This is a genomic window from Agrococcus sp. TSP3-2-1, assembly GCF_049897585.1.
GTDB lineage: Bacteria > Actinomycetota > Actinomycetes > Actinomycetales > Microbacteriaceae > Agrococcus.
The window spans coordinates 148,296-170,333 of the sequence record NZ_JAFCWN010000002.1 but is presented as its reverse complement, the minus strand read 5'-3'; the positions used below and the strand labels follow the sequence as shown (position 1 = coordinate 170,333).

The window sequence follows — 22,038 nt, the reverse complement described above, 5'->3', positions numbered from 1 at the left end:
GTCACGGCGTCGGCTCCCGGTCGTCGGCGTCGATGGTGGCGTCCAGGTCGAGCGCCGCATCGCCGCGGCGCTCGAGCACCCGCTCGTACTCGCGGCGCAGAGACTGCACGCGGTCGTCGTCGAAGATGAGCCGCAGCGCGGGCGAGATCTCGACTCGCTCATCTCCGCCGGCGCGGTGGATGAGGCCGAGCTTGTTCATGAGCTTGGTCCAGGATGCGTTCATGCGGCGCTCGAAGTCGGCCTCGTCGCGCGCGACCCGGTAGGGCGCGAGCTGTTCGAAGACGTCGCTGCGATCGACGAACACGCGCCGTTCGCCGCGGGCGGCGAGCAGGTGCTGGCGCAGCACGAGCAGCATGAGCGTGTCCATGAACGTCAGCGCTCGCGAGCGCACGGCGAGCGGCACCGGGCGCTCCCCCGCGTCGACCGGACGCACGAACGCGATCTCGTCGTTCCGGTCGATCACGAGCTCGAGGAAGAGCTCGTGCAGCCGCGAGCGGATCTCGTCGGCGTCGGCGAGCAGCGCGACCCACAACCGGCCGCGGTTGGACGATGAGAGGTAGGGGCCCTGGATGAGCTCGAGCAGCGCGCGCCGGGAGTCCTCTCGGAGCCGGCCCGCGTCTCCCGGCCAGAGCGCCGAAGAGCCTGCCGACGCATCCGACCGGTTGTCTTCAGGGGTCGCGTGCTCGGAAGCGGTGTGCTCGAGCGCGGGCGCTGCCGCGTGCGCATCGGTCATGTCGGGATCCTCTCGACGAAGCGGTGACTGCGCACCACGGCGCTGCGGGTCTCGCCGTCGACGCCGGGCCAGACGACGGTCTCGGTCTCGTCGCCCGAGACGTCGCCGTGCCGCATCGCGAGCGTCATGAGGCCGACGACGCTCGCGACGCCCTGGGTGGCGGGCCAGTCGGCGAGCAGCTGAGCGACCGTGAGCGGCTCGGCGTCGCGCAGCCGCGCGTTGACGACGCCGGTGAGCTCCTCGAAGTCGATCTCGGTCTCGCGCGCGAGCGCCTTGAGCTGCTCGTAGTCGGCGAGCCCTGGCTCGTGGGCGACGACGTGCTCGTCGATCGCGAACTCAGATGGGTCGTGAGGGGTGAGCGCGCCGATGCTCGAGAGCTCCACCGACGTGAGCGGCAGCTCCACGCCGCTCGCGTGGAACGGCTTGACGTGCTTGGCCGTCTGCAGCGCGGTCGCGAGCGTGGCGCGGATGCTGCGCTGCAGAGCGCGGTCGCGCTGGAAGTCCTGCGACTGCACGTAGCGGCGCAGGCCGCGCGCGAATTCGGCGAGCACGCCGTGGATCTCGTGGCTGTGCAGCTTGAGCTCGCGGAGGAAGGTGCGCAGGAACCGGCGCTCGGACACCGACATCGCGTCGCCCAGGTCGCGCTCGAGCAGGCTCGCGATGTCGGCCTCGAAGGCTTCGCTGCGCTCGGCGTCGAGCACGAGGGCCGAGAATGCGGCGAACGTCAGCCCCTCGTCGGTCTGCTCGATGAGGTCGACGCCGCGGAAGATGTCTTCGAGCACGGAGCGCTGCGACTCGTCGGCGTCGAGCAGGCTCGCCATGAGCTCGTGGTTCAGCTCGTCGAAGCGGAACCGCACGCGTTGGAAGTCGGAGGGAACGTCCTCGGCGAGCCGCAGGATCTCGGCGACCCGCTCCTTCGTGCGTGCGGCGTCGAGCGGCTCGAACCGTCCCTCGCCGATCGCTTGGATCTGGGCATCGATCGCAGCGCGCTCGCGCTCGAGCGCCTCGCGCCTGCGCGCGCCGTCTGGGTCGGTCTCGACCGCCAGCCGCTGCACCTGATCGCGGATGGTCATGAGTCGCGACTCGGTGGCGGTCGCCCGGGGGTGCTCGAGCTGCTCGAAGATGCGGATGGCTCGCAGCGCCGCCGGCGAGAGCTCGACGGTCTCGGCGCGCGCTTCGGCGGCTGGCCGCCGCACGAGCCAGCCCGCCGCCCGCCACCCAGCTGCGTAGGCCTTGCCGGTCTGCGGCAGCTCGAAGTGCGGTCGCAGCGCATCGAGGTCCGCGTCCACGAGGTCGATGAACTCCTCGGCCGGGCGACGGCGCACCTCGCCGCCGAGCAGCCGCGAGAGGAGCGCGACGATGATCGGCGCGTGCTCGGCGCGCAGCAACGCGAGCGCGGGGTCGTCGGCGACGAGCCGCTGCAGGCGCAGCGCGGCGCTGACCGTGGTCATCGTCGAGCCCCCATGACGTCCATTCTGGCGGAGGCCGGTGACGCGCACGCGACGAGCCCGCGCGCCGCGGGATGCGCTCCCGGCGCGCTTCAGCCGATGCCGGCCGCGGCGCGGAAGCCGCTCGCGCCCGGGTCGAGGTGCACGAGGTCCGGGATGCTCGCGAAGCCGCGATCCGCGGAGACGAGCGCCCGCACGTGCTCGCGGCGCTGAGCCACGGCCGCCAGCACGGCATCGAAAGCTCCGAGTGGCTCGTGCTGCCGGAAGAGGCGCAGTCCGGCCGAGAGATCGTCCGCGTCGACGCTGATCAGTGGTGCCAAGGCGGTCGCGTAGCGCTCGGTCAGCGCCGCGGCGTCGTCGCGCCCCCGCCGCCGAGCACGCACATGAGCGAACTCCTGCAGCACCTCCACCGTCGTCGTGGCCGCGATCGTGCCGTCACCGACGGCGGCGATGACGGCCCGGCACGGCTCGCGCAGCGGGTGCTCTGCGCCGACGGCGTAGACGAGCACGCTCGTGTCGAGCAGGATCACGCGCCGCCTCGCAGCTCGTCGAGCTCTGCGCGGAGCGCCGCCGGGTCGCCGACGGCCATGGGCTCGGCCGCGAGGATGTCGGCGGCCGCAGCCGCGCGGCGATCGCCGTGCGGCGGATACACCAGGTCGATCGCGTCCCTGACCAGGGCAGCCACCGAGACACCGCGGTCGGCCGCCCGCTGCTCGAGCCGCACCCGCTGCTCGGTCTCGATCAGCACCTGCAGCCGCTCCGATTTCATGAGCATACTGTAGCAGGTGCATGCGCTGTGGGACCGGTCAGGCCGCTGGGATACTCGGGAGCGATGAAGACGCACGAGCGCGTGATGGCGTGGGTGACCGAGGAGCTGCAGAGCGGCCGACTCTCGATCGGCGACCACCTGCCGGGCGAGCGCGCGCTCGCCGAGGCGCTCGGCATCTCGCGCGGATCGCTGCGCGAGGCGCTGCGCGTGCTCGAAGCGCTCGGCACCATCCGCACGTCGACCGGCTCTGGCCCGCGCTCCGGCACGATCCTCACCGCCGCGCCCGAGCAGGCGCTCGCGCTCGCGCTCAGCATGCAGCTCGCGACCCGGCACGTCGAGCACCGGCACATCTACGAGGCGCGGCTGCTGCTCGAGTCGTGGAGCGCCGAGCACGCCGAGCTCGGCGAGCGCGACCTCGCCGCCGCCGAGGCGCTGCTCGACCGCATGGACGACCCCGAGCTCGCGGTGCCCGACTTCCTCGAGCTCGACGCCGAGTTCCACGTCACGATCGCGCGCGCCGCGCACAACCCGCTGCTGTCGACGCTGATGGATGCGCTCCGCACCTCGATCGCGGACCACACGCGGGAGCGCGCCGAAGCGCTCCCCGATTGGAAGGCGACCGCCGTGCGACTGCGGAGCGAGCATCGCGGGATCCTCGAGCGGCTGCGGGCGAACGACCGCGACGGCGCCGCCGAGCGCATCCAGGCACACATCCGCGGCTACTACCGAGAGACCTCGCAGAGCGCGCCGACGCCCGAAGGGTGATCCGCGCGGCACGCCCGCGAGCGCATCCGCCGCTTGACTTGGCGGACGCCGTCCCCCTACTGTCACTGTGGTTCGACCACATGGTTCGACCACACTCCGTGCACCTTCTCGAGGGAGAGAACTCTTGTCCAGCACGACCACGGCAGCTCCCCAGGAGCGCCTCAACTACCGCGTCCTCATCGGCAGCCTCTCAGGCTCCGTCATCGAGTGGTTCGACTTCCTCGTCTACGGCACCGTCGCGGCGCTCGTCTTCAACAAGACGTTCTTCCCGACCGGCGACCCGTTCCTGTCGACGATGCTCGCGTACGCGTCGTTCTCGCTCACCTTCTTCTTCCGCCCCGTCGGCGGCATCGTCTTCGCCCACATCGGCGACCGCATCGGCCGCAAGAAGACGCTCTTCCTGACGCTCATGCTCATGGGCGGCGGCACGGTCGCGATCGGCCTGCTGCCCGACTACGCCGCGATCGGCATCGCGGCGCCCATCCTGCTGCTGCTGTTCCGCATCCTGCAGGGCATCGGCATCGGCGGCGAGTGGGGCGGCGCCCTGCTGCTCGCCTACGAGTACGCGCCGAAGCACCGCCGCGGCCTCTACGGCGCCGTGCCGCAGATGGGCATCTCGCTCGGCCTGCTGCTCGCCTCGGCCGTCGTCGCGCTGCTGACGCTCCTGCCCGAGGACCAGTTCCTCTCGTGGGGCTGGCGCGTGCCGTTCGTCGGCTCGATCGTGCTCGTCTTCATCGGCCTGTGGATCCGCAACGGCCTCGACGAGACGCCCGAGTTCAAGCGCATCCGCGACACCGGCGCCCGCCTGCGCCTGCCGATCAAGGAGGTGCTGACGAAGCACTGGCGCGCCGTGCTCGTCTCGATCGGCGCGAAAGCCGCCGAGACCGGCCCGTTCTACATCTTCGGCACCTACGTCATCGCCTACGCGACGAACATCCTCGACGTGCGGCAGAACACCGTGCTGCTCGCGGTCGCGGCCGCCGCGCTCGTCGCGACGATCTGGATGCCGTTCTTCGGCCACCTCTCCGACAAGGTGGGCCGCGCGGTGCTCTACCGCTTCTCGGCGATCACCACGATCGTGCTCGTCGTGCCCTACTACTGGGTGCTCAACATCGGCGAGACGTGGGCGGTCTTCGCCGCGACGATCGTCGCCTTCGGCATCCTGTGGGGCAGCGTCAACGCGATCCTCGGCACGCTCATCGCCGAGAGCTTCAGCCCGGAGGTGCGCTACACCGGCGCGACGCTCGGCTACCAGGTGGGCGCCGCGATCTTCGGCGGCACCGCACCGCTCATCGCCGCGTGGCTGCTCGAGGTCAGCGGCGGCCAGTGGTGGCCGATCGCCGCATACGTCGCGGTCTGCGCCTCGCTCTCGGTGATCGCGTCGTTCTTCATCAAGCACGTCGCGCACCGCGAGCCCACCGACTTCGACGTCGCCGCCGAGACCGTCGCTCGCTGAGCGACCCCACGCATCCACTCATCCCGCAAGGAACCAGGAGGCACATCATGGTGAAGCGCCAACTGCCCAAGCCGCTCGAGCTCATGGAGCTCATGCAGTTCAAGAAGCCCGACCTCGACGGCCGCCGCCGCCGGCTGAACAACGCGCTCACGATCGACGACCTGCGCGTCATCGCGAAGCGCCGCACGCCCGCGGCCGCCTTCGACTACACCGACGGTGCCGCCGACGGCGAGGTCTCGCTCGCCCGCGCGCGGCAGGCGTTCGAGGACGTCGAGTTCCACCCCGACATCCTGCGACCGGCCGAGCGGGTCGACATGTCGACCCAGGTGCTCGGCGGCCCGAGCGCGATGCCGTTCGGCATCGCCCCGACGGGCTTCACGCGCCTCATGCAGACCGAGGGCGAGACGGCCGGCGCCGGCGCCGCGGCTGCGGCGGGCATCCCCTTCACGCTCTCGACGCTCGGCACGACGACGATCGAGGACGTCAAGGCGACGAACCCGAACGGCCGCAACTGGTTCCAGCTCTACGTCATGCGCCAGCGCGAGATCTCCTACGGCCTCGTCGAGCGCGCGGCCGCGGCGGGCTTCGACACCCTCATGTTCACGGTCGACACCCCGATCGCCGGCGCGCGCCTGCGCGACACCCGCAACGGCTTCTCGATCCCGCCGCAGCTGTCGATCAAGACGATCGCGAACGCCATCCCTCGGCCGTGGTGGTGGATCGACTTCCTCACGACGCCGAAGCTCGAGTTCGCGTCGCTCTCGACGACGGGCGGGACGGTCGGCGAGCTGCTGAACTCGGCGATGGACCCGACCATCTCGTACGAGGACCTCGACGTCATCCGCAGCATGTGGCCCGGCAAGCTCGTCGTGAAGGGCGTGCAGAACGTGCCCGACGCGGTGCGGCTCATCGACCTCGGCGTCGACGGCATCATCCTGTCGAACCACGGCGGCCGCCAGCTCGACCGCGCCCCCGTGCCGTTCCACCTGCTGCCGCAGGTCGTGCGCGAGGTCGGCAAGGATGCGACGGTCATGATCGACACGGGCATCATGAACGGCGCCGACATCGTGGCGTCGGTCGCGCTCGGCGCGAAGTTCACGCTCATCGGCCGCGCCTACCTCTACGGCCTCATGGCCGGCGGGCGCCAGGGCGTCGACCGCACGATCGCGATTCTCCGCTCCGAGATCGCCCGCACGATGGCGCTGCTCGGCGTCTCGTCGCTCGAGGAGCTCGAGCCCCGCCATGTCACGCAGCTGCGCCGGCTGATGCCGGTGCAGACGGATGCGTCGGTGCCGTCGGTGCGCTGACCTCCTGCTCGCAGGACTAGGGCCGCCCGGTTCGCCGGGCGGCCCTAGTTGCGTTCCGTCCGCAGTTCGCCACATTCGTGATCCTGTCAAAATTGACAACAGCCGATGCTGTTGACACGGAGGGTCAGTTCTGATCTACTCAGCGAGACGTGATTGTCACGGCACGGTGCCTCCGCGAAGGAGCGGCGGCACGGGAACGGAGGTCAACGGTGATCCGATTCGACGGAGTGAACAAGTGGTTCGGCGAGTACCACGCGCTGCGCGACATCAATTTCGAGATCGACTCCGGGGAGGTCGTCGTCATCCTCGGCCCCTCCGGTTCGGGCAAGAGCACCATGCTCCGCACGATCAACGGTCTTGACACCGTCACGAGCGGCACCCTCACGGTCGACGGTGTCGAGGTCAGCTCCCCGAAGGTCAACTTGAACGCGCTGCGTGCGGAGATCGGCTTCGTGTTCCAGCAGTTCAATCTCTACCCGCACATGACGGTGCTCGAGAACATCACGCTCGCCCCGATCAAGCTCAAGCGCATGACCAAGGACGACGCGATCGCTCGAGGCAAGCAGCTCCTGCACCGGGTCGGCATCCCTGAGCAGGCGGACAAGTACCCCGCGCAGCTCTCCGGCGGTCAGCAGCAGCGCGTCGCTATCGCGCGCGGCCTGGTGATGAGTCCGAAGATGATGCTGTTCGACGAGCCGACGAGCGCGCTCGACCCCGAGATGATCAAGGAAGTCCTCGACGTCATGGCCGACCTCGCCGCAGGCGGCATGACCATGGCTGTCGTCACGCACGAGATGAACTTCGCGAAGCGAGTCGCCGACCGGATCGTGTTCATGGATGCGGGACAGATCATCGAGGTCCGCAAGCCGGAGGAGTTCTTCGCCGACCCCCAGCACGAGCGCAGCAAGGACTTCCTGTCGAAGGTCTTGGCCGTCTGATGTCGCGGACGAGGAAGCAGAACGACGCAGCGACGCGACGGACGACGATGTCCCGTCGCGCCCGCGCAGTGCTCGGTCTCACGGCCATGTCGCTGGCTGTCGCGGTCACTGCCGGTTGCGCGAACCGACCTGAGCCCACGGATTCGCTGACTCGAGCACTTGCAGACGGCGTCCTGACCGTCGGCGTCAAGTACGACACCCGGCCGTTCGGGTTCATCCCGCAAGGCGAGTTCGACGTCGCAGGCTTCGACGTCGATCTCGCCCGAGCGGTGGCTGAGCAGCTCGGCGTGCGGGTCGAGTTCGTGCAGGTCAACTCGCAGAACCGCATCCTGAACCTCAACAGCGGCAAGGTCGATGTGTTGATGGCTTCGATGCTCCGCACGGACGCCCGCGACGAGATGATCGACTTCTCGACCGTCTACTTCTCGGACGGTCAGTCCTTGCTCGTCGCCGAGGACTCCGATATCTCGAGCATCGCCGACCTCGGACCGGACACGACCGTCGCCACTGTGCAAGGCACGCCGGAGGAATCGGTCCTTCGCGAGAACGCACCCGAGGGTGTCCAGACCGTCACCTACCAGTCGTGGCCTGACGCCCTCCAGTCGCTCTACCGTGGCGAGGCTCAAGCCGTCACGACGACGGTGGGGATCCTCTATGGGCTGCAGCAGTCCTCGGAGGCCGCCGGGCGCTCAGTGCAGATCGTCGGCGAGCCGTTCGCGGAGGGCCCGATCGCTGCCGGCTTCCGTGAGGGCGAGGACGAGTTCATCCAGGCGTTCGACGACGCCCTCCTCGAGCTGCAGGCGAACGGCACGTACGAGGAGATCTATCTGCGGTGGTGGAGCGAAGCGCTGCCCGACGTCTACGAGATCGAAGAGCGGTAGGAGGGGAGCACCATGGGCAACTGGGATTCCGTACTGACCCAACCCGGACTCGGCATGCTTTGGGACGGCCTGCTGGTCACCTTGCAGCTGGCCTTCTACGCCATCGCGTTCTCGACGGTGATCGGCATGCTCGTCGCGCTCGGGCGCGTGACGAAGAGTCCGCAGACCGCACCGCTCCGCTGGCTCCTGACCGCGTACGTCGAGTTCTTCCGGAACGTCCCGCTCGTCGTGCAGCTCGTCTTCTGGGGCTTCGCCGTGTTCAGCGTCGACGCCGTTCGGGCAATCTTCGCGCCGCTCAACGTCATTTACTCGAACGCCTTCATCGCAGGCGTCCTGGGGTTGACCGTCTACACCTCGGCCTACATCGCGGAGGTTTTCCGAAGCGGGTTGCAGTCCATCCCGAAGGGCCAGATGGAGGCCGCACGCGCGTCGGGTCTCAGCTACTGGAGCGCGATGTTCAGCGTCATCATCCCGCAGGTGCTGCGCACCACCATCGGTGCCCTGGGCAACCAATGGATCGGGGCCACGAAGAACACGTCGATCGTGCTGTTCCTCGGCGTCGCCGACCTCGTGTTCCAGGCCCAGGAGATCGAAGCAGCGACCTTCCGCGGCGTCCAGGCCCTCACCGCGGTGGCAGTCATCTTCGCGGTGATCTGCCTCGCGGAGTCGTTCCTGCTGTCGAGGATCGAACGCCGACTCGCCCGCAAGCGCGGCAAGCCGCGCGCCCCGATGACCGTGACGCAAGTGATCAGGACTCAAGCATGAACTTCGAAGTCATCTTCAGCAATGCGCCCTTCATGCTGGCGGGCCTCGGGTACTCACTCGGCCTCGCGGCAGTGTCGATCATCGGCAGCTTCTTGCTCGGCATCGTCTTCGCAGCGGGAAGGATCTCAAAGCGCCCGTACCTGCGCTACCCGTCGATCGCGTACATCGAGCTGGTCCGCAGCATCCCGCTGATCATCTTCATCCTGTACATCTTCTTCGGACTCGCGGGGATGGGTGCCGACGTCGACCCGTTCTGGTCGGCCGCCCTGGCGCTGACGATCTTCGCGAGCGCGTACGTCGCTGAGGTCATCCGGGCCGGCATCCTCGGGATCAAGCCCGGCCAGATGGAGGCGGCGCGCGCGAGCGGATTGAGCTACTTCCAGGCGATGCGGCACGTGGTGCTGCCTCAGGCCGTTCGGAGCATGTCGCCTGCGCTCGTCTCCGAGTTCGTCAAGCTCGTCAAGGACAGCTCGCTCGCCGCCGTCGTCGGCGTCTTCGAGTTCTTCAACCGGGTCAACCTCGTCAACTCCCGGGAGCTCACGGAGCCGTTCATGCTCTTCGGCTTCGCCGCGGTCGTGTACTTCGTGATCAACTACTCGCTGAGCCTGGCGGCTCGCCGGATGGAGCTGAGAGCAGATGTCTAGCAGCGATCGAAGCTCCGAGAGCCGTCATTCCGGGGGTGACGCGCGACGCGAAGCGGGCCGAGACGATCTGATCCGGCTCCTCGGCGCGACCGGCGACCCGATGTCCATCACTGAGGTGAGCGAGGCGCTCGAGCGCCAGGGCCTCGACTACTCGTCGCAGTCGACGCTTGCTCGGCGACTGAAGCAGCTCGAGCGGGACGGCCTGTGCTTCCAGGCCGGGCGCGAAGGACGCGTGCTGAGCCCGGAGGGACTCGCGCTGTTCCGACGACTGGAGGAGGACACGACACGGAACGAGCTGCTCGCCGCAGTGCAATCGATCTCCACATCGGAGGGGCTCGAGGACCTCCTGCGCATCCGTCGAGCGGTCGAGCCGGAAGCTGCGCGCGAGTTCGCGGTTGCAGCCTCCGAGGCTCAGATCGAGGAGCTCCGGCAGACGCAGGCGCTCTACCGAGAAGTGGTGGCTCCCGGCGGACCGCACCCTCGCGGAGCCGCTCTCGGCTTCCACCGGTACCTCGCGAAGGCGTCCACCAATCCCTTCGTGCTTCTTGTGCTCAACGAAGCGCTGCACGAGCGAACCGGTCGCGTCGAGGCGGCGATGGACGTTGTCTTGCAGCAGCAGCGGACTCACGAGTCCAGCGTCCACTTCCACGACGACATCATCGATGCCATCGTCCGACGCGACGCGGCGGCGGCGGAGGAGTCGATGCGAGCGCACCTGGACACACTCCTGTCCGAGATCGAGCGCCTCAAGCCGGGCCGCGACCTCGACCTGCTCGACAGCATCCTCGAGTGGTCGCTGACCCCCGACAGCTGACACCGAGTCCTGAACTTCATCCATCAATCGAGAGGAACTCTCATGCACAGCAACGACCCGCAACCGGTCGATCGCCTCAACCTCCCGTTCGTGGGCATCCCGTCCTACATGCGCTCGCCGATCGTGCAGGACCTCAGCACGCTCGACGCGGACCTCGCGGTGCTGGGCATCCCCTCCGACGAGGGCTCCCCTTGGTACCCCGGCGCTCGATTCGCCCCGCGACAGATGCGCGAGATGTCGGTGCGCTACGCCGGCTACGGGAAGATGCAGGGCCGCGCCGGCTACTACGACATCGAGACCGACCGCCGGTACCTCGAGTACGAGATGGGCAACCAGCGCATCGCTGACTGCGGCGACGTCGACATCATCTACACGAATCCGGAGGCGACGTACAAGAACATCACCGACTCCGTGAGCCAGATCCTCGAGGCGGACGCCATCCCCCTCGTTATGGGCGGCGACCACGCGGTCAGCTACGGCGTGGCGCGCGCGTACCAAGAGCCGATCACCATCGTCCACTTCGATGCCCACCTCGACTACCGACCGTTCTTCCACGGCGCCGAGTACGGCAACGGCAGCCCGATGCTGAAAATCGGGCAGCTCCCGAACGTCACCAAGATGGTGCAGGTCGGTGCACGTGGCCTCCGCGCGAGCATCGACGACCTCAACCGAGCGCGCGACAACGGCAACCACGTGGTCACGATGGCCGACTACCGTCGCGAGGGAGCGCAGAGCATCCTCGACTCGATCCCCGCGAATGGCCGTGTCTACATCAGCGTCGACATCGACATCCTCGACCTCCCGCTCGTGCCCGGCTGCGCCTCCGCGGAAGCCGACGGCCTGACGTACAACGAGTTGCGCCAGATCGTCTTCGCGATCGTCGCGAAGCACGAGCTCGCCGGCTTCGATGTCGTGGAGATCAACCCCATGCTCGATGTGCGCTCGCACAACACGTCGCTGCTTGGCACCCAGCTCATCATCGAGTCCGCTGGACGGGCGGTGCTCAACGAGTCGTACCTCAAGCGCAAGGGTCGCGCCTGAGCACGCGCTTCACGCCGATGCCCTGCTCGAGGTCCCGCTGACTCGAGCAGGGCATCTGCGTGTGCACTGAGAGCCGCGGCTGGGCGGCCCCCGCCGAGCGAGCCCCTCCGATGATCATTCGAGAACTGTCAGCGGCCACGGATGTCGACTGCTGCGTCCGTGCCCGATGATGGTGGAGGCATCCACACCCTCTGACGGGTCCGACCACGCAGGCGTGCAACCGGTGAGCATCGACATCAACACCCCTCCCATCCTCCGATTCGGCGCGGGCAGCGTCGACAGCATCGGCGAGCTGCTCGAGACCCTCGGTGCGAAGCGCCCGATCGTCGTGACCGACGGCTTCCTCGTCTCGACGGGCCTCGCGGCGAGGGTGTCGGATGCGCTCACGGCGGCGGGCCTGCAGGCGTCGGTCTACGACGGCACGATCCCCGACCCGACGACCGACTCGCTCGAGACCGGGCTCGAGGCGATCCGCGCGCACGAGGCCGACAGCATCGTCGCGCTCGGCGGCGGCAGCCCGATCGACACGGCGAAGGCGCTCTCGGTGCTCGCCGTGCGGGGCGGCCACATGCGCGAGCTGAAGGCGCCGTTCCAGTTCGTCGGCCCGGCGCTGCCCGTCATCGCGGTGCCGACGACCGCCGGCACCGGCTCGGAGGTGACGCAGTTCACGATCATCACCGACAGCGAGACGAACGAGAAGATGCTGTGCGCGGGCCCCGGCTACCTGCCGAAGGCCGCGGTCGTCGACTTCGAGCTCACCGTCTCGATGCCGCCGCGCCTCACCGCCGACACGGGCATCGACGCGCTCACGCACGCGATCGAGGCGTACGTGAGCCGCAAGGCCAACCCGATCTCCGACACCTACGCGCTGGCGGCGATCTCGCGCATCGGCCAGCACCTGCGCCGCGCCTACCGCGACGGCAGCGACCGCGAGGCGCGCGAGGAGATGATGACCGCCGCGACCCTCGCCGGCATGGCGTTCTCGAACGCGTCGGTCGCGCTCGTGCACGGCATGAGCCGACCGCTCGGCGCCCACTTCCACATCGCGCACGGCATGGCCAACGCGATGCTGTTCGCCGAGATCACGGCCTTCTCGGTCGAGCACGCGGTCGAGCGCTACGCGACGTGCGCGCGCACGCTCGGGGTCACATCCGAGAACGACTCCGACGCCGCTGCGGCAGACGCGCTCGTGCAGGAGCTGTGCACACTCGCCCGCGAGGTCGAGGTGCCGACGCCCGCGACGCGCGGCATCGACCGCGCCGAGTGGGACGAGCGCGTGCCCGTCATGGCGCAGCAGGCGCTCGCCTCCGGCTCACCGAACAACAACCCGCGTGTGCCGACTGCCGAGGAGATCGAGCAGCTGTACCGCGCGATCTACGAATAGCGGCGGCGTGACCGGAGCCTGAGTGTCACCGCCGCCGCTCATCGCGGCCGAGTGTGCCCGGTCACCGGAAGGCGGGCACCACCTTCTCGATGAACAGCTGCAGCGACCGTTTCTTCTCCTCGTGGCTGAGCGAGTTGTCGCTCCAGAAGCTGAACTCGTCGACCCCGAGCTTCTCGTACTCGCGCAGTCGCGTGATGACCTCGTCGGGGGTGCCGATCATCGCCGTCTCGTGGAGCGACTCGGGAGCGAACTCCGGTCGCCCGGCGAACTTGTCCTCCGGGCTCGGCTCGAGGAACCCGTTGACCGGATCGGTCTTGTTCCCGAACCACGCGTCGAAGGTCCGGTAGAACTTGTTGATCCCCTCGGCGGCCGCTCGCCAGCCCTCCGGCTCCGACTCCTCGTGCACGAAGGTGTGGCGCAGCACCATGATCTCGGGACGGCGCTCCACCTCGGGGTGGTTCGCGATCGCGGTCTCGAACTTCTCGACGAGTGCAGCGACCTCCTCGTCACCCTTCATGAGGGGCGTCACCATGACGTTGCAGCCGTTCGCGACCGCGAAGTCATGCGTGTCGGGGTCGCGAGCCGCGATCCACATCGGCGGCGTCGGCTGCTGCACCGGCTTCGGCACGCTCGTGGAGACGGGGAACTGCCAGACCTCGCCGTCGTGCGCGTAGTCGCCCTGCCAGAGCTTGCGCACGGCTGGCACCATCTCCCGCAGGTGCTTCCCGCCCTCCGGCCCCGGCATCCCGCCGGCGAGCCGGTCGAACTCGAACTGGTAGGCACCGCGCGCGATGCCGACCTCTGCGCGGCCGCCGCTGATGACGTCAAGCAGCGCGGTCTCGCCGGCGACGCGCAGCGGGTTCCAGAAGGGGGCGATGATCGTGCCCGCGCCAAGCCGGATCTTCTTCGTGACCGCCGCGAGGTACGCCAGCTGCGGCATCGGGCTGGGCGAGATGGTGTACTCCATCGAGTGGTGCTCGCCGATCCAGACCGTGCTGAAGCCCGCGTCCTCAGCGAGCTGCGTGAGTTCGACGAGCTCCTCGAAGAGCTGCCGGTGGCTGACGGAGTCGTCCCAGCGCTCCATGTGGACGAACAGGGAGAAGCGCATGATCGGTTCCTTTCTGAGAGCGGATGCGTCGTGGTCGAGCGCGTTCAGGACGAACGGTTGCGCTCGGCGATGGTGGTGTTGGCGCGCGCCCAGTGCTGGTGCTCGACCTCGCGCACGATGACGGTGATGTTCTCGGGAGCGGCACCGACGGTGTCCTCGGCGACACGATGCACGCCATGGATGAGGGCCCGCAGCTGCTCGGGCGTGCGGCCGGCGGCGATGGAGATGTCGATGAGAGGCATGGCCGACTACCCCCGCATCACGAACGGGTCGCCGACGGGGGCCTCGTCGGTGTTGATCCAGACGCTCTTGAGCCGGGTGTACTCATACATCGACTCGATGCCGTGCTCGACGCCGACGCCCGAGCTCTTGAAGCCCTGGCGCGGCGACATCGGCGACATCGCGCGGTAGGTGTTCACCCAGATCGTCCCGGCGTCGAGCCGCCGCGACATTCGGTGCGCACGCGCCAGGTTCTGGGTCCACACGCCCGCGGCCAAGCCGAACTCCGTGTCGTTGGCCAGGCGCACGACCTCGTCCTCGTCGTCGAACGGCATGATCGCGGCGACAGGGCCGAAGATCTCCTCGCGCACGACGCGCATGTCGTTGTCGACGTCGGTGAGCACGGTGGGTTCGAAGTAGTAGCCCGGCAGGTCGACATCGGGTCTCCCTCCGCCCGCGTATAGCGTCGCTCCCTCGTCGACGCCGATCCCGACGTACGACTTCACTTTCTCGAGCTGGTCGCTGAAGGCGAGCGGTCCGAGCTCGGTCTCGCTGGCGAGCGGGTCGCCGATCACGATCGACCTCGCACGCTCGGACACGAGCTCGAGCAGCTCGTCATAGACCGCGCGGTGCGCGAAGACGCGGCTGCCGGCGATGCAGGTCTGGCCGCCTGCGGCGTAGATGCCCGCGATGACGCCCATCGCGGCGTTGCTGACGTCCGCGTCATCGAACACGATGTTCGGGCTCTTGCCGCCGAGCTCCAGAGTGCACCCGATGAAGCGCGCCGCCGCACTCGCGGCGATCGCCGACCCCGTGCGGGTCGATCCGGTGAAGGAGATCTTCGCGAGCCTGGGGTGCTCCACCAGCGCAGCGCCGGCCTCGATGCCGTAGCCCGAGACGACGTTGACGACGCCGTCGGGGAACCCCGCCTCGCTCGCGAGCTCCGCGAACCGCAGCAGTGTGCGCGACGTGTACTCGCTCGGCTTGATCACGACCGTGTTGCCCGCGGCGAGCGCGGGCGCGAGCTTCGAAGTCGTCAGCGTCAGCGGAGAGTTCCAGGGTGTGATCGCTCCGACGACGCCGAGCGGCTCGCGCTGCGTGTAGTTGAGGATCTGCAGGTTCGTCGTCGGGATCTGCGAGCCCTGGATCTTGTCGGCGAGGCCCCCGTAGTAGTAGAGGTACTCGGGTAGCGACGCGAGCTGCCCCCGCATCTCGCGCAGGAGCTTGCCGTTGTCGAGGCTCTCGAGCCGAGCGAGCTCCTCCGCGTGCTCGCCGACGAGATCCCCGAGGCGGCGCAGCAGCTTGCCGCGCTGCGTGGCGGTGAGGCCGCTCCACGAGGGCGCGTCGAACGCTCGCGACGCGGCCATGACCGCCGCGTCGACGTCTGCCGCGTCGCCGCGGGCGGCTTCGTAGAGCACCTCGAGGGTCGCGGGGTTCGTGCTCTCGAAGTACGCGCCGCTCGCCGGCTCGCGCCAGCGCCCGTCGATGAACTGTCCGTAGCGATCAGTCATCGCCGTCTCCTTCTTCATCGGTGATCATCTGCATGAGCGCATCGGCCAGCACGTCGGGCGCCTGCACCGGCAGCATGTGCCGAACACCCGCCACGATTCGCCCGCGGGCCCCCGGCACGGCGGCGACGAGCCGCCTGGTCATCTCAGGCGTCGACCCGGGGTCGAGCTCGCCGGTGATCGCGAGCGTCGGGGCGGTGATGCGCTCCAGCTCGTCGGCGATGTCGCGGTCACCGGTGGCGAAGACCTCGTAGGCGTGGACGAACGACCCTGCGTCGTTGCGCTCGAGCACCGAGCGCGTCTCCTGCACGACCGTCGGGGCGACCGGCACACCCTCGAACCATCGCTCGATGGAGCGGTCGACCGTCGCGGCGAAGTCCGTCCTCGCCGACTCGAGGCGCTCGAGCACGGCAGCGGCCTCCTCCGGGGTGCGACGGCAGACCGAGCTCACGCACGTGAGGGTCGCGACGCGCTCGGGCGAGAACCGGGCGATGTGCTGCGCGATGAGGGCGCCGAGCGAGAAGCCGACCAGGTGCGATCGGCCGGCCGGCAGCTGCACCAGCACGCTGCGGGCGAGCTCGGCGAGTGACGTCGGCTCCCGCAGCGGCGCCTGCCCGCCGTGGCCCGGCAGGTCCAGGGCAAGCACCGGGCGCGGTAGCCGCTCGGCGACCGCTCGCCACATCGAGCGCTCCAGCCCGACGCCGTGCAGCAGCACGATCGGCGTTGGGGTCTCGCTTGACGTCATCGTCGGGATCCTGACTGGGTTCGGGGCCGCTACTGCTCGGGTCGCTACTGCTCTGTGCTGCTACTGCTCGGTGCTCAGCGCCGCGAGCCGCTGCTGTGGGCGGCCTCGACTCGCGCCCGCGAGCGCGACGAGGATCTCGCCCGGATGCGGTGCGTCGGCGATGCGGACCTCGAACGACTGGTGGTGCGAGCGGATGGTCGCGTCGGTGAAGTGCTTGAGCGGGATGTCGAAGAGCACGCCCGCGGGGCCGCGCTTCTCCACGGCGGGCAGCAGCGTCGTCGCGTTGGCGGCCTTCCGGAAGTGGTCGCCGAACTTCAGCGTGTGGATGAGCGCCGAGCCGTGCTCGATCTCGCCGTCGAGGCCGACGATCGCGGCCTTGCCGTACGCCTCGAGCGGTACGCCGAGCGCTTCGATCACGCGCGGAGCGAGCAACGCGCCGAGGTCGGACGCGGTGGCTTCGATGCCCACGGACAGGTCGTCGACGAAGCCCTGCCCTGCCCACGGGTTGTCGATGATCGCGGCGACGACAGCGGTGCGCGCCACTGGCGACACGGGCCGGCCGCCCTCGAGCAGCGTCTCGTCGACGATGGTGATGATCCTGCGAACCTTCATACTTCGAGTCCTTTCAGGACGCTGGAGTCAACCGGCGCATCGGTGGTCCGATCGCCGATCCGGGGGTGCGGGCGTGCGCCGGTCGATGCGACCGCGATGACCGCGATCTCGTCGCGGTGCGGGGCGTCCGCGAGGTGCACGTCGAGGCTCTGGTAATGGCTGCGAGTCGCCGCTTGCCGCTTGTGCCACAGCGGAACGCGCAGATCGCTCCCGGCGTCGGCGCGGGTGTCGGAGAAGCAGATGATCGAGGTGCCGTCGAGGAACTCCCGCATCAGGTTCCCGAAGTAGGGCGTGTGGATGAGGGCCCCGGCGTGCTCGAGCTCGCCGCCGAGCCCGACGACGGCAGCCTTCCCGTAGGCCTCGATCGCGTCCACCCCGCCGAGAGCTGCGAGCAGTCGGTCGGTCAGCAGCTTCGCGAGCACCGGCGCGACCTCAGCGGTCGCGGCCGAGAGGTCCGCGAGCGGCGCATCGTCGATCCACGGATTCCTGACGACCGCGATCGCGCTCGCCTGGCGAAGCGACGACTCCGACGGAGCACCTCCCTCAGCCAGCACCTCGTCGACGGTCGTCAGCAGCCGGCGGAGCCCCAGGGCCGTGGCTCGCGCCATCAGAGGGTCGTCACCACCGCGTCGCGCGTTCGTCGTGATGGTCATGCGGGTCCGCCCTGCGTGGCAGATCCGCTGAGCGCGTCGGCCTGCGTCTCGGCCGGTGCCAGGGCGGCGAGGCTCGAGGCCTCGATGTGGCCGCGCATGGCGAACTCGGCGCCGATCGGATCCTTCTGCAGGATCGCCTCGAGCACGGCTCGGTGCTCGCCGGTCGACGCGACGAGGCGACCCGGACGCTCGATCGTCTGCAACACGATGCGGTGGTACGCGAGCTGGTTCATGAGGCGCTCGTAGTGCTCCGCGAGCTTGGCGTTGTCGGCGCCGAGCACGATCGTCCAGTGGAACTCGTGCACGAGGCGCGCGTACTCCTCGGTCTGGTGCGAGCGTGCGGCCTCCTCGCTCTCGGCGAGGTTGCGGGCGAGCGTCTTCAGCTCCGCTGCCGGCCCGCGGCGGGCGAGCAGGTTGGCTGCGAGACCCTCCAGGGAGACCTTGAGCTGGAACAGCTCGACGATCTCCCGCCGCGTCGGGATCCGCACGAAGGTGCCAACCCGCGGTCGGATCTCGACCAAGCCTTCGGTCTCGAGCTGCTTGAGCGCCTCACGGATGGGAGTGCGGCTCACTTTGAACTCCTGGGCGAGCGCGACCTCGGGCATGAGCGCACCCGGCGCGTAGACCCCGCTCGTCACGAGTCGACGCAGCCGTTCGAGCAGAGGGAGGTCGGCGAAGGCCGCGTCTCCCGGTTCCAGAGGCCAAGCGTGTTGCATGCATGAAACGTACCGGTAGCCCGCCAACGGTGTCAATGCGCGGGCAGTGCCCCGCGGCGGTAATCCCCGCGTTCCGCGTTTTGGTACCGGGATCGACGCGGTCAGCCCAGCGCAGGCGTTGGTGGTTGACGCATGCATGGAGACCGGTCTACGCTCCGATGCATGCATGAATCGCTCAAGGACGAGGTGACCCGCGCGTGGTCCGACGCATGGGACCACGGGGACTTCGCTGCGTTCGAACGCCTGGTGGCCCCCAACTACCGCCGGGAGAGCACCGGCTCCGGACGCACCTCCAGCTTCGCGGAGTTCGAGCAGGAGATCCGCGAGGTCCGAGCAGCGTTCCCCGACCTCGCGACTCGCATCGAGCAGCTCATCGTCGAGGCTGACTCGCTCGCGATCTTCTGGACCTCCGAGGGCACGTTCACCGAGCCGCTCGGCACGGTGCCGCCGACGGGCAAGCGGGTCGTCACCCGCGGTTCGAACTTCAGCACGCTCCTCGACGGCCGTATCGCGCACGAGCGCGTCACGTGGGATTCCAGCGAGCTGCTGACGCACCTCGGGCTGCCGTCGCTGCACTCCGCATTCGAAGAGGCCGACGAGGACTATGCCGACGAGACCGTGCCCGCGCCCCGCGAGATGCTCAAGGCGTTCAACAAGCAGTTCGTCTCGGGGGTCACCGTCGTGACCACCATCGATGACGAAGGCCAGCCCCGCGGCTTGGCTGTGAGCGCATACACGTCTGTCTCGCTCGATCCGCCCCTGGTGATCGTCTGCGTGCAGAAGACATCGTCGAGCTATCCCGCGCTGTTCCGCTCGACGAATCTCGGCATCAACATCCTCTCGAGCGAGCAGCGCGACACGCTATCGGTCTTCGCGTCGAAGTCCCCTGACAAGTTCGCGACCGTCGCGTGGCATGCAGCTCCCGCGGGGAGCCCGCTGATCGATGGCTCGTCCGCGTCGATCGAGGTCGAGATCAAGGAGCGGTTCCAGGCGCTCACGCACACGATCTTCGTCGGTCGCGTGCATCACGCAGAGACCACCGAAGCCGCCCCGATCCTCTACAAGGCCGGCGCGTTCTACGACGGCCGCGGCCTCTCGGCGCTGTGATCCCCACCGACCCTCATTACCCAAGACCTGAGAACGAGCAACACGATGAAGTGGAGCAGGACATGACCGACCGTCGTACACCGCTGCGAGAGCAGGTCGCCGGGCGAGGCCCGGACTACGACAAGTTCGCCGACCCCGACCATCCGGAGTTCGCCGGCCACGGGCTCATCGCCGCGGGCGGACCGAGCCCGGCGCAGTTGCGGGCCGACTCGCTCAGGCACCGTCCGGGCACGGTCTTCTGGGCATCCATCGCCCTGATCCTGGCGTTCGTGGCCTGGGCAGGCTTCTCGCCCGAGTCGCTGAGCGCCGTGATGACCGCGGCTACCACGTGGACGACCGACTCCCTCGGCTGGTCCTACCTGGTGGTCACGACGGGCTGCATCTTCCTGCTGATCTACCTCGCGTTCAGCCGCTTCGGCCGCATCCGTCTGGGAGCCGACACCGACCGCCCGGAGTTCAGCACGTGGGCTTGGCTCGCGATGATCCTCTCGGCGGTGATGGGCGTCGGCCTCATCAGCTACGGCGTCGCCGAGCCGATCTCGCACTTCGTCTCGCCGCCGCACGGGCTCGCTGACGCGGGCACCACCGAAGCGGCGGTCCTGGCGATGCAGTTCTCCTACTTCGACTGGGGCCCCCACGCCTGGGCCGTGTTCGGGGTGTTCGGCCTCGCCATCGCCTACTCGACGCACCGCAAGGGCAACACCGGCCTCGTGTCCCCGATGCTCCGCCCGATCTTCGGCGACCGCGTCGACGGGGTGCTCGGCAACGTCATCGACATCTTCGCGATCATCGCGACCCTCTTCGGCACGACGACGTCGCTCGGCCTGGGTGCGTCGCAGATCACCGAGGGACTCAACCGCGTGTTCGGGCTCCCGACCGAGACGTTCATCCAGGTGCTCGTGATCGCCGTGATCACCGTCATCTTCACGCTCTCGGCGCTGTCGGGCGTCAACCGCGGCATCAAGTACATCAGCCAGATCACCATGCTGCTGTCGGTCGGCCTCGGCATCTACGTGTTCTTCCTCGGCCCGTCGAGCTTCATCGCCAACCTCTTCGTCCGCTCGACCGGCGCCTACCTCGGCAACTTCTTCGAGATGAGCCTCGTCACGCCGCTGACGACCGACACGTCCCAGTGGATGCAGTGGTGGACGTACTTCATGATGGCGTGGTGGCTGAGCTGGGGTGCCTTTGTCGGCGTCTTCCTGGCGAAGATCTCGCGCGGCCGCACCATCCGCCAGTTCGTGCTGGGCGTCATGGTCGTACCGAGCCTCGTCTTCTTCGCGTGGTTCACCGTCTTCGGTGGCGCGGCGATCAAGTTCGACATGGACGGGGGCGGCACGATCGGCGCCGCGACCGGTGAAGACATCAACTCGGCGTTCTTCGAGATGCTCTCGAACCTGCCGCTGCTGGGCGTGACCTCGGTGATCGCGATCATCCTGATCGTGCTGTTCTTCATCTCCGGAGCGGATGCGAACACCTTCGTGCTCAGCATGCTCTCCTCCCGCGGAGCCCTCGAGCCGGCCAAGCCGGTGCTCACGGCCTGGGGGGCCCTGACCGGAGTTTGCGCCGCGCTACTGCTGCTCATGGGCGGACTCGGCGCGCTGCAGCAAGCGGCGATGCTCTCGGCGCTGCCGTTCACGATCATCGTCGCGCTGCTGGGCATCTCGCTCATCATGCTGCTCCGCAACGACCCGCACTTCGACTCGATGCGCGACGTCCGCCGCGAGGAGCTGAAGACCGGAACGCTGCGCATCTCCGAGTAGCGCTCGACCGCAGTCGGCCGCGTCCTCCATCTCGGAGGGCGCGGCCAGCTTCGTTGAAGCCGGAGCACAGCCTTGTAGTCTCGCCCCATGCCCGAGCGCACCACGTATCTGCTGATCGACGGCGAGAACATCGACGCCACGCTCGGCGTCTCGATCTTCGACCGCCGCCCTGAGCCGCAGGAGCGCCCGCGCTGGAACAAGGTGCTCGACTTCGCCGAGCGCGCGTGGCACCAGCCGGTGAAGGGCCTGTTCTTCCTCGCGGTCTCGCACGAGCTGCCGGCGTCGTTCGTGCAGGCGCTCATCGCGATGGGCTACCGGCCGGTGCCGCTGAGCGGCGAGGGCAAGGTCGTCGACATCGCGATCCAGAAGACGGCGGATGCGCTGGCCGAGCGGGCAGACGACGTCATGCTCGTGAGCCACGACCGCGACTTCGCCCTGCAGATGCAGCGCCTGGCCGAGGACGGCGCCCGCCGCGTCGGCATCGTCGGCTTCGGCGAGTTCATGGCCGGCGACCTGCGCGACGTCGACGGTATCGAGTTCTTCGACCTCGAGTACGACGTCGCAGCATTCACGAGCCGCCTGCCGCGCGTGCGCATCATCCCGATCGACGAGTTCGACCCGCTCGAGTTCCTCTAGCCCCGTCAGTACGTCGCATCGCGGCT

Annotated in this window: 24 protein-coding genes; 13 read left to right on the top strand and 11 right to left on the bottom strand. The window is 68.7% G+C overall.

All coding sequences use genetic code 11. The annotated features are described in order from the left end of the window. Position 1: 1 nt before the first annotated feature. From ACP7BI_RS03330 to ACP7BI_RS03315, 4 genes are all read right to left on the bottom strand, one after another. The gene (locus ACP7BI_RS03330) at positions 2-733 is read right to left on the bottom strand and encodes a DUF4194 domain-containing protein (protein WP_425843738.1); all 732 of its coding nucleotides are present in this window, start codon (positions 731-733) and stop codon (positions 2-4) included. Continuing rightward, the gene (locus ACP7BI_RS03325) at positions 730-2,184 is read right to left on the bottom strand and encodes a DUF3375 domain-containing protein (RefSeq protein WP_425843737.1); all 1,455 of its coding nucleotides are present in this window, start codon (positions 2,182-2,184) and stop codon (positions 730-732) included. Before ACP7BI_RS03325 ends, ACP7BI_RS03330 begins: the two co-directional genes overlap by 4 nt. A gap of 89 nt (positions 2,185-2,273) precedes the next feature. Next, the gene (locus tag ACP7BI_RS03320) at positions 2,274-2,711 is read right to left on the bottom strand and encodes a type II toxin-antitoxin system VapC family toxin (RefSeq protein WP_425843736.1); all 438 of its coding nucleotides are present in this window, start codon (positions 2,709-2,711) and stop codon (positions 2,274-2,276) included. Continuing rightward, entirely contained in the window at positions 2,708-2,950 is a 243-nt protein-coding gene (locus ACP7BI_RS03315) for a hypothetical protein (protein WP_021065117.1), read from the bottom strand. Before ACP7BI_RS03315 ends, ACP7BI_RS03320 begins: the two co-directional genes overlap by 4 nt. 63 nt (positions 2,951-3,013) lie before the next feature. On the opposite strand from ACP7BI_RS03315, the gene ACP7BI_RS03310 reads away from it, so the two are divergent. The 10 genes from ACP7BI_RS03310 (at position 3,014) to ACP7BI_RS03265 (ending at position 12,945) form a co-directional block, all read left to right on the top strand. Next, positions 3,014-3,715, top strand: coding sequence for a FadR/GntR family transcriptional regulator (locus ACP7BI_RS03310; RefSeq protein ID WP_425843734.1), 702 nt, complete (start codon positions 3,014-3,016; stop codon positions 3,713-3,715). A 124-nt stretch (positions 3,716-3,839) separates the two neighbouring features. After that, positions 3,840-5,171 carry an MFS transporter gene (locus tag ACP7BI_RS03305; RefSeq protein WP_425843733.1) on the top strand — a complete coding sequence of 444 codons (1,332 nt, stop codon included), beginning with the start codon at positions 3,840-3,842 and terminating at the stop codon, positions 5,169-5,171. Between the two features lie 47 nt (positions 5,172-5,218). Then, a complete protein-coding gene (locus ACP7BI_RS03300) occupies positions 5,219-6,478 on the top strand; it encodes an alpha-hydroxy acid oxidase (protein ID WP_425843732.1) in 1,260 nt (419 codons plus the stop codon). A 209-nt stretch (positions 6,479-6,687) separates the two neighbouring features. Then, entirely contained in the window at positions 6,688-7,416 is a 729-nt protein-coding gene (locus ACP7BI_RS03295; RefSeq protein WP_425843731.1) for an amino acid ABC transporter ATP-binding protein, read from the top strand. 86 nt (positions 7,417-7,502) lie between these two features. Beyond that, the gene (locus tag ACP7BI_RS03290) at positions 7,503-8,297 is read left to right on the top strand and encodes a transporter substrate-binding domain-containing protein (protein ID WP_425843730.1); all 795 of its coding nucleotides are present in this window, start codon (positions 7,503-7,505) and stop codon (positions 8,295-8,297) included. A 12-nt stretch (positions 8,298-8,309) separates the two neighbouring features. Continuing rightward, on the top strand, positions 8,310-9,062 hold the full coding sequence (locus ACP7BI_RS03285; RefSeq protein ID WP_425843729.1) for an amino acid ABC transporter permease: 753 nt from the start codon (positions 8,310-8,312) through the stop codon (positions 9,060-9,062). Further along, positions 9,059-9,706, top strand: a complete 648-nt coding sequence (locus ACP7BI_RS03280) for an amino acid ABC transporter permease (protein WP_425843728.1) — start codon at positions 9,059-9,061, stop codon at positions 9,704-9,706. Before ACP7BI_RS03285 ends, ACP7BI_RS03280 begins: the two co-directional genes overlap by 4 nt. After that, positions 9,699-10,520, top strand: a complete 822-nt coding sequence (locus ACP7BI_RS03275; RefSeq protein WP_425843727.1) for an FCD domain-containing protein — start codon at positions 9,699-9,701, stop codon at positions 10,518-10,520. Before ACP7BI_RS03280 ends, ACP7BI_RS03275 begins: the two co-directional genes overlap by 8 nt. A gap of 42 nt (positions 10,521-10,562) precedes the next feature. Further along, a complete protein-coding gene (locus ACP7BI_RS03270; RefSeq protein ID WP_425843726.1) occupies positions 10,563-11,561 on the top strand; it encodes an arginase family protein in 999 nt (332 codons plus the stop codon). Between the two features lie 223 nt (positions 11,562-11,784). Continuing rightward, positions 11,785-12,945, top strand: a complete 1,161-nt coding sequence (locus ACP7BI_RS03265; RefSeq protein WP_425843725.1) for an iron-containing alcohol dehydrogenase — start codon at positions 11,785-11,787, stop codon at positions 12,943-12,945. A gap of 61 nt (positions 12,946-13,006) precedes the next feature. Here the strand turns inward: ACP7BI_RS03265 and ACP7BI_RS03260 are convergent, their stop codons facing one another. From ACP7BI_RS03260 to ACP7BI_RS03230, 7 genes are read right to left on the bottom strand one after another with little or no spacing between them, the layout of a single operon-like run. Continuing rightward, positions 13,007-14,053: an LLM class flavin-dependent oxidoreductase gene (locus ACP7BI_RS03260; RefSeq protein WP_425843724.1), complete on the bottom strand. Its 1,047-nt coding sequence runs from the start codon at positions 14,051-14,053 to the stop codon at positions 13,007-13,009. A gap of 44 nt (positions 14,054-14,097) precedes the next feature. Continuing rightward, positions 14,098-14,295 carry a tautomerase family protein gene (locus ACP7BI_RS03255; protein WP_425843723.1) on the bottom strand — a complete coding sequence of 66 codons (198 nt, stop codon included), beginning with the start codon at positions 14,293-14,295 and terminating at the stop codon, positions 14,098-14,100. Between the two features lie 6 nt (positions 14,296-14,301). Beyond that, positions 14,302-15,783, bottom strand: coding sequence for an aldehyde dehydrogenase (locus tag ACP7BI_RS03250; RefSeq protein ID WP_425843722.1), 1,482 nt, complete (start codon positions 15,781-15,783; stop codon positions 14,302-14,304). Further along, a complete protein-coding gene (locus tag ACP7BI_RS03245) occupies positions 15,776-16,525 on the bottom strand; it encodes an alpha/beta fold hydrolase (RefSeq protein WP_425843720.1) in 750 nt (249 codons plus the stop codon). Before ACP7BI_RS03245 ends, ACP7BI_RS03250 begins: the two co-directional genes overlap by 8 nt. 60 nt (positions 16,526-16,585) lie before the next feature. Further along, on the bottom strand, positions 16,586-17,137 hold the full coding sequence (locus tag ACP7BI_RS03240) for an amino acid synthesis family protein (protein ID WP_425843718.1): 552 nt from the start codon (positions 17,135-17,137) through the stop codon (positions 16,586-16,588). Beyond that, the gene (locus tag ACP7BI_RS03235; RefSeq protein WP_425843716.1) at positions 17,134-17,745 is read right to left on the bottom strand and encodes an amino acid synthesis family protein; all 612 of its coding nucleotides are present in this window, start codon (positions 17,743-17,745) and stop codon (positions 17,134-17,136) included. Before ACP7BI_RS03235 ends, ACP7BI_RS03240 begins: the two co-directional genes overlap by 4 nt. A gap of 41 nt (positions 17,746-17,786) precedes the next feature. Next, on the bottom strand, positions 17,787-18,644 hold the full coding sequence (locus tag ACP7BI_RS03230) for a GntR family transcriptional regulator (RefSeq protein ID WP_425843714.1): 858 nt from the start codon (positions 18,642-18,644) through the stop codon (positions 17,787-17,789). A 24-nt stretch (positions 18,645-18,668) separates the two neighbouring features. Between ACP7BI_RS03230 and ACP7BI_RS03225 the strand changes: the two genes are divergently transcribed. From ACP7BI_RS03225 to ACP7BI_RS03215, 3 genes are all read left to right on the top strand, one after another. Beyond that, on the top strand, positions 18,669-19,613 hold the full coding sequence (locus ACP7BI_RS03225) for a flavin reductase (RefSeq protein WP_425843712.1): 945 nt from the start codon (positions 18,669-18,671) through the stop codon (positions 19,611-19,613). A gap of 62 nt (positions 19,614-19,675) precedes the next feature. Beyond that, the gene (locus ACP7BI_RS03220) at positions 19,676-21,376 is read left to right on the top strand and encodes a BCCT family transporter (protein WP_425843710.1); all 1,701 of its coding nucleotides are present in this window, start codon (positions 19,676-19,678) and stop codon (positions 21,374-21,376) included. Between the two features lie 87 nt (positions 21,377-21,463). Then, entirely contained in the window at positions 21,464-22,012 is a 549-nt protein-coding gene (locus ACP7BI_RS03215; protein ID WP_425843708.1) for an NYN domain-containing protein, read from the top strand. The last annotated feature ends 26 nt before the right edge of the window (positions 22,013-22,038 follow it).

Bases quoted from the DNA above. Each gene is read 5' to 3' on its own strand.
- ACP7BI_RS03330 (WP_425843738.1), bottom strand. From the start codon at position 733: ATGACCGATGCGCACGCGGCAGCGCCCGCGCTCGAGCACACCGCTTCC.
- ACP7BI_RS03325 (WP_425843737.1), bottom strand. From the start codon at position 2,184: ATGACCACGGTCAGCGCCGCGCTGCGCCTGCAGCGGCTCGTCGCCGAC.
- ACP7BI_RS03315 (WP_021065117.1), bottom strand. From the start codon at position 2,950: ATGAAATCGGAGCGGCTGCAGGTGCTGATCGAGACCGAGCAGCGGGTG.
- ACP7BI_RS03310 (WP_425843734.1), top strand. From the start codon at position 3,014: ATGAAGACGCACGAGCGCGTGATGGCGTGGGTGACCGAGGAGCTGCAG.
- ACP7BI_RS03300 (WP_425843732.1), top strand. From the start codon at position 5,219: ATGGTGAAGCGCCAACTGCCCAAGCCGCTCGAGCTCATGGAGCTCATG.
- ACP7BI_RS03290 (WP_425843730.1), top strand. From the start codon at position 7,503: ATGTCGCTGGCTGTCGCGGTCACTGCCGGTTGCGCGAACCGACCTGAG.
- ACP7BI_RS03285 (WP_425843729.1), top strand. From the start codon at position 8,310: ATGGGCAACTGGGATTCCGTACTGACCCAACCCGGACTCGGCATGCTT.
- ACP7BI_RS03280 (WP_425843728.1), top strand. From the start codon at position 9,059: ATGAACTTCGAAGTCATCTTCAGCAATGCGCCCTTCATGCTGGCGGGC.
- ACP7BI_RS03275 (WP_425843727.1), top strand. From the start codon at position 9,699: ATGTCTAGCAGCGATCGAAGCTCCGAGAGCCGTCATTCCGGGGGTGAC.
- ACP7BI_RS03270 (WP_425843726.1), top strand. From the start codon at position 10,563: ATGCACAGCAACGACCCGCAACCGGTCGATCGCCTCAACCTCCCGTTC.
- ACP7BI_RS03260 (WP_425843724.1), bottom strand. From the start codon at position 14,053: ATGCGCTTCTCCCTGTTCGTCCACATGGAGCGCTGGGACGACTCCGTC.
- ACP7BI_RS03255 (WP_425843723.1), bottom strand. From the start codon at position 14,295: ATGCCTCTCATCGACATCTCCATCGCCGCCGGCCGCACGCCCGAGCAG.
- ACP7BI_RS03250 (WP_425843722.1), bottom strand. From the start codon at position 15,783: ATGACTGATCGCTACGGACAGTTCATCGACGGGCGCTGGCGCGAGCCG.
- ACP7BI_RS03245 (WP_425843720.1), bottom strand. From the start codon at position 16,525: ATGACGTCAAGCGAGACCCCAACGCCGATCGTGCTGCTGCACGGCGTC.
- ACP7BI_RS03240 (WP_425843718.1), bottom strand. From the start codon at position 17,137: ATGAAGGTTCGCAGGATCATCACCATCGTCGACGAGACGCTGCTCGAG.
- ACP7BI_RS03235 (WP_425843716.1), bottom strand. From the start codon at position 17,745: ATGGCGCGAGCCACGGCCCTGGGGCTCCGCCGGCTGCTGACGACCGTC.
- ACP7BI_RS03230 (WP_425843714.1), bottom strand. From the start codon at position 18,644: ATGCATGCGTCAACCACCAACGCCTGCGCTGGGCTGACCGCGTCGATC.
- ACP7BI_RS03225 (WP_425843712.1), top strand. From the start codon at position 18,669: ATGCATGAATCGCTCAAGGACGAGGTGACCCGCGCGTGGTCCGACGCA.
- ACP7BI_RS03220 (WP_425843710.1), top strand. From the start codon at position 19,676: ATGACCGACCGTCGTACACCGCTGCGAGAGCAGGTCGCCGGGCGAGGC.
- ACP7BI_RS03215 (WP_425843708.1), top strand. From the start codon at position 21,464: ATGCCCGAGCGCACCACGTATCTGCTGATCGACGGCGAGAACATCGAC.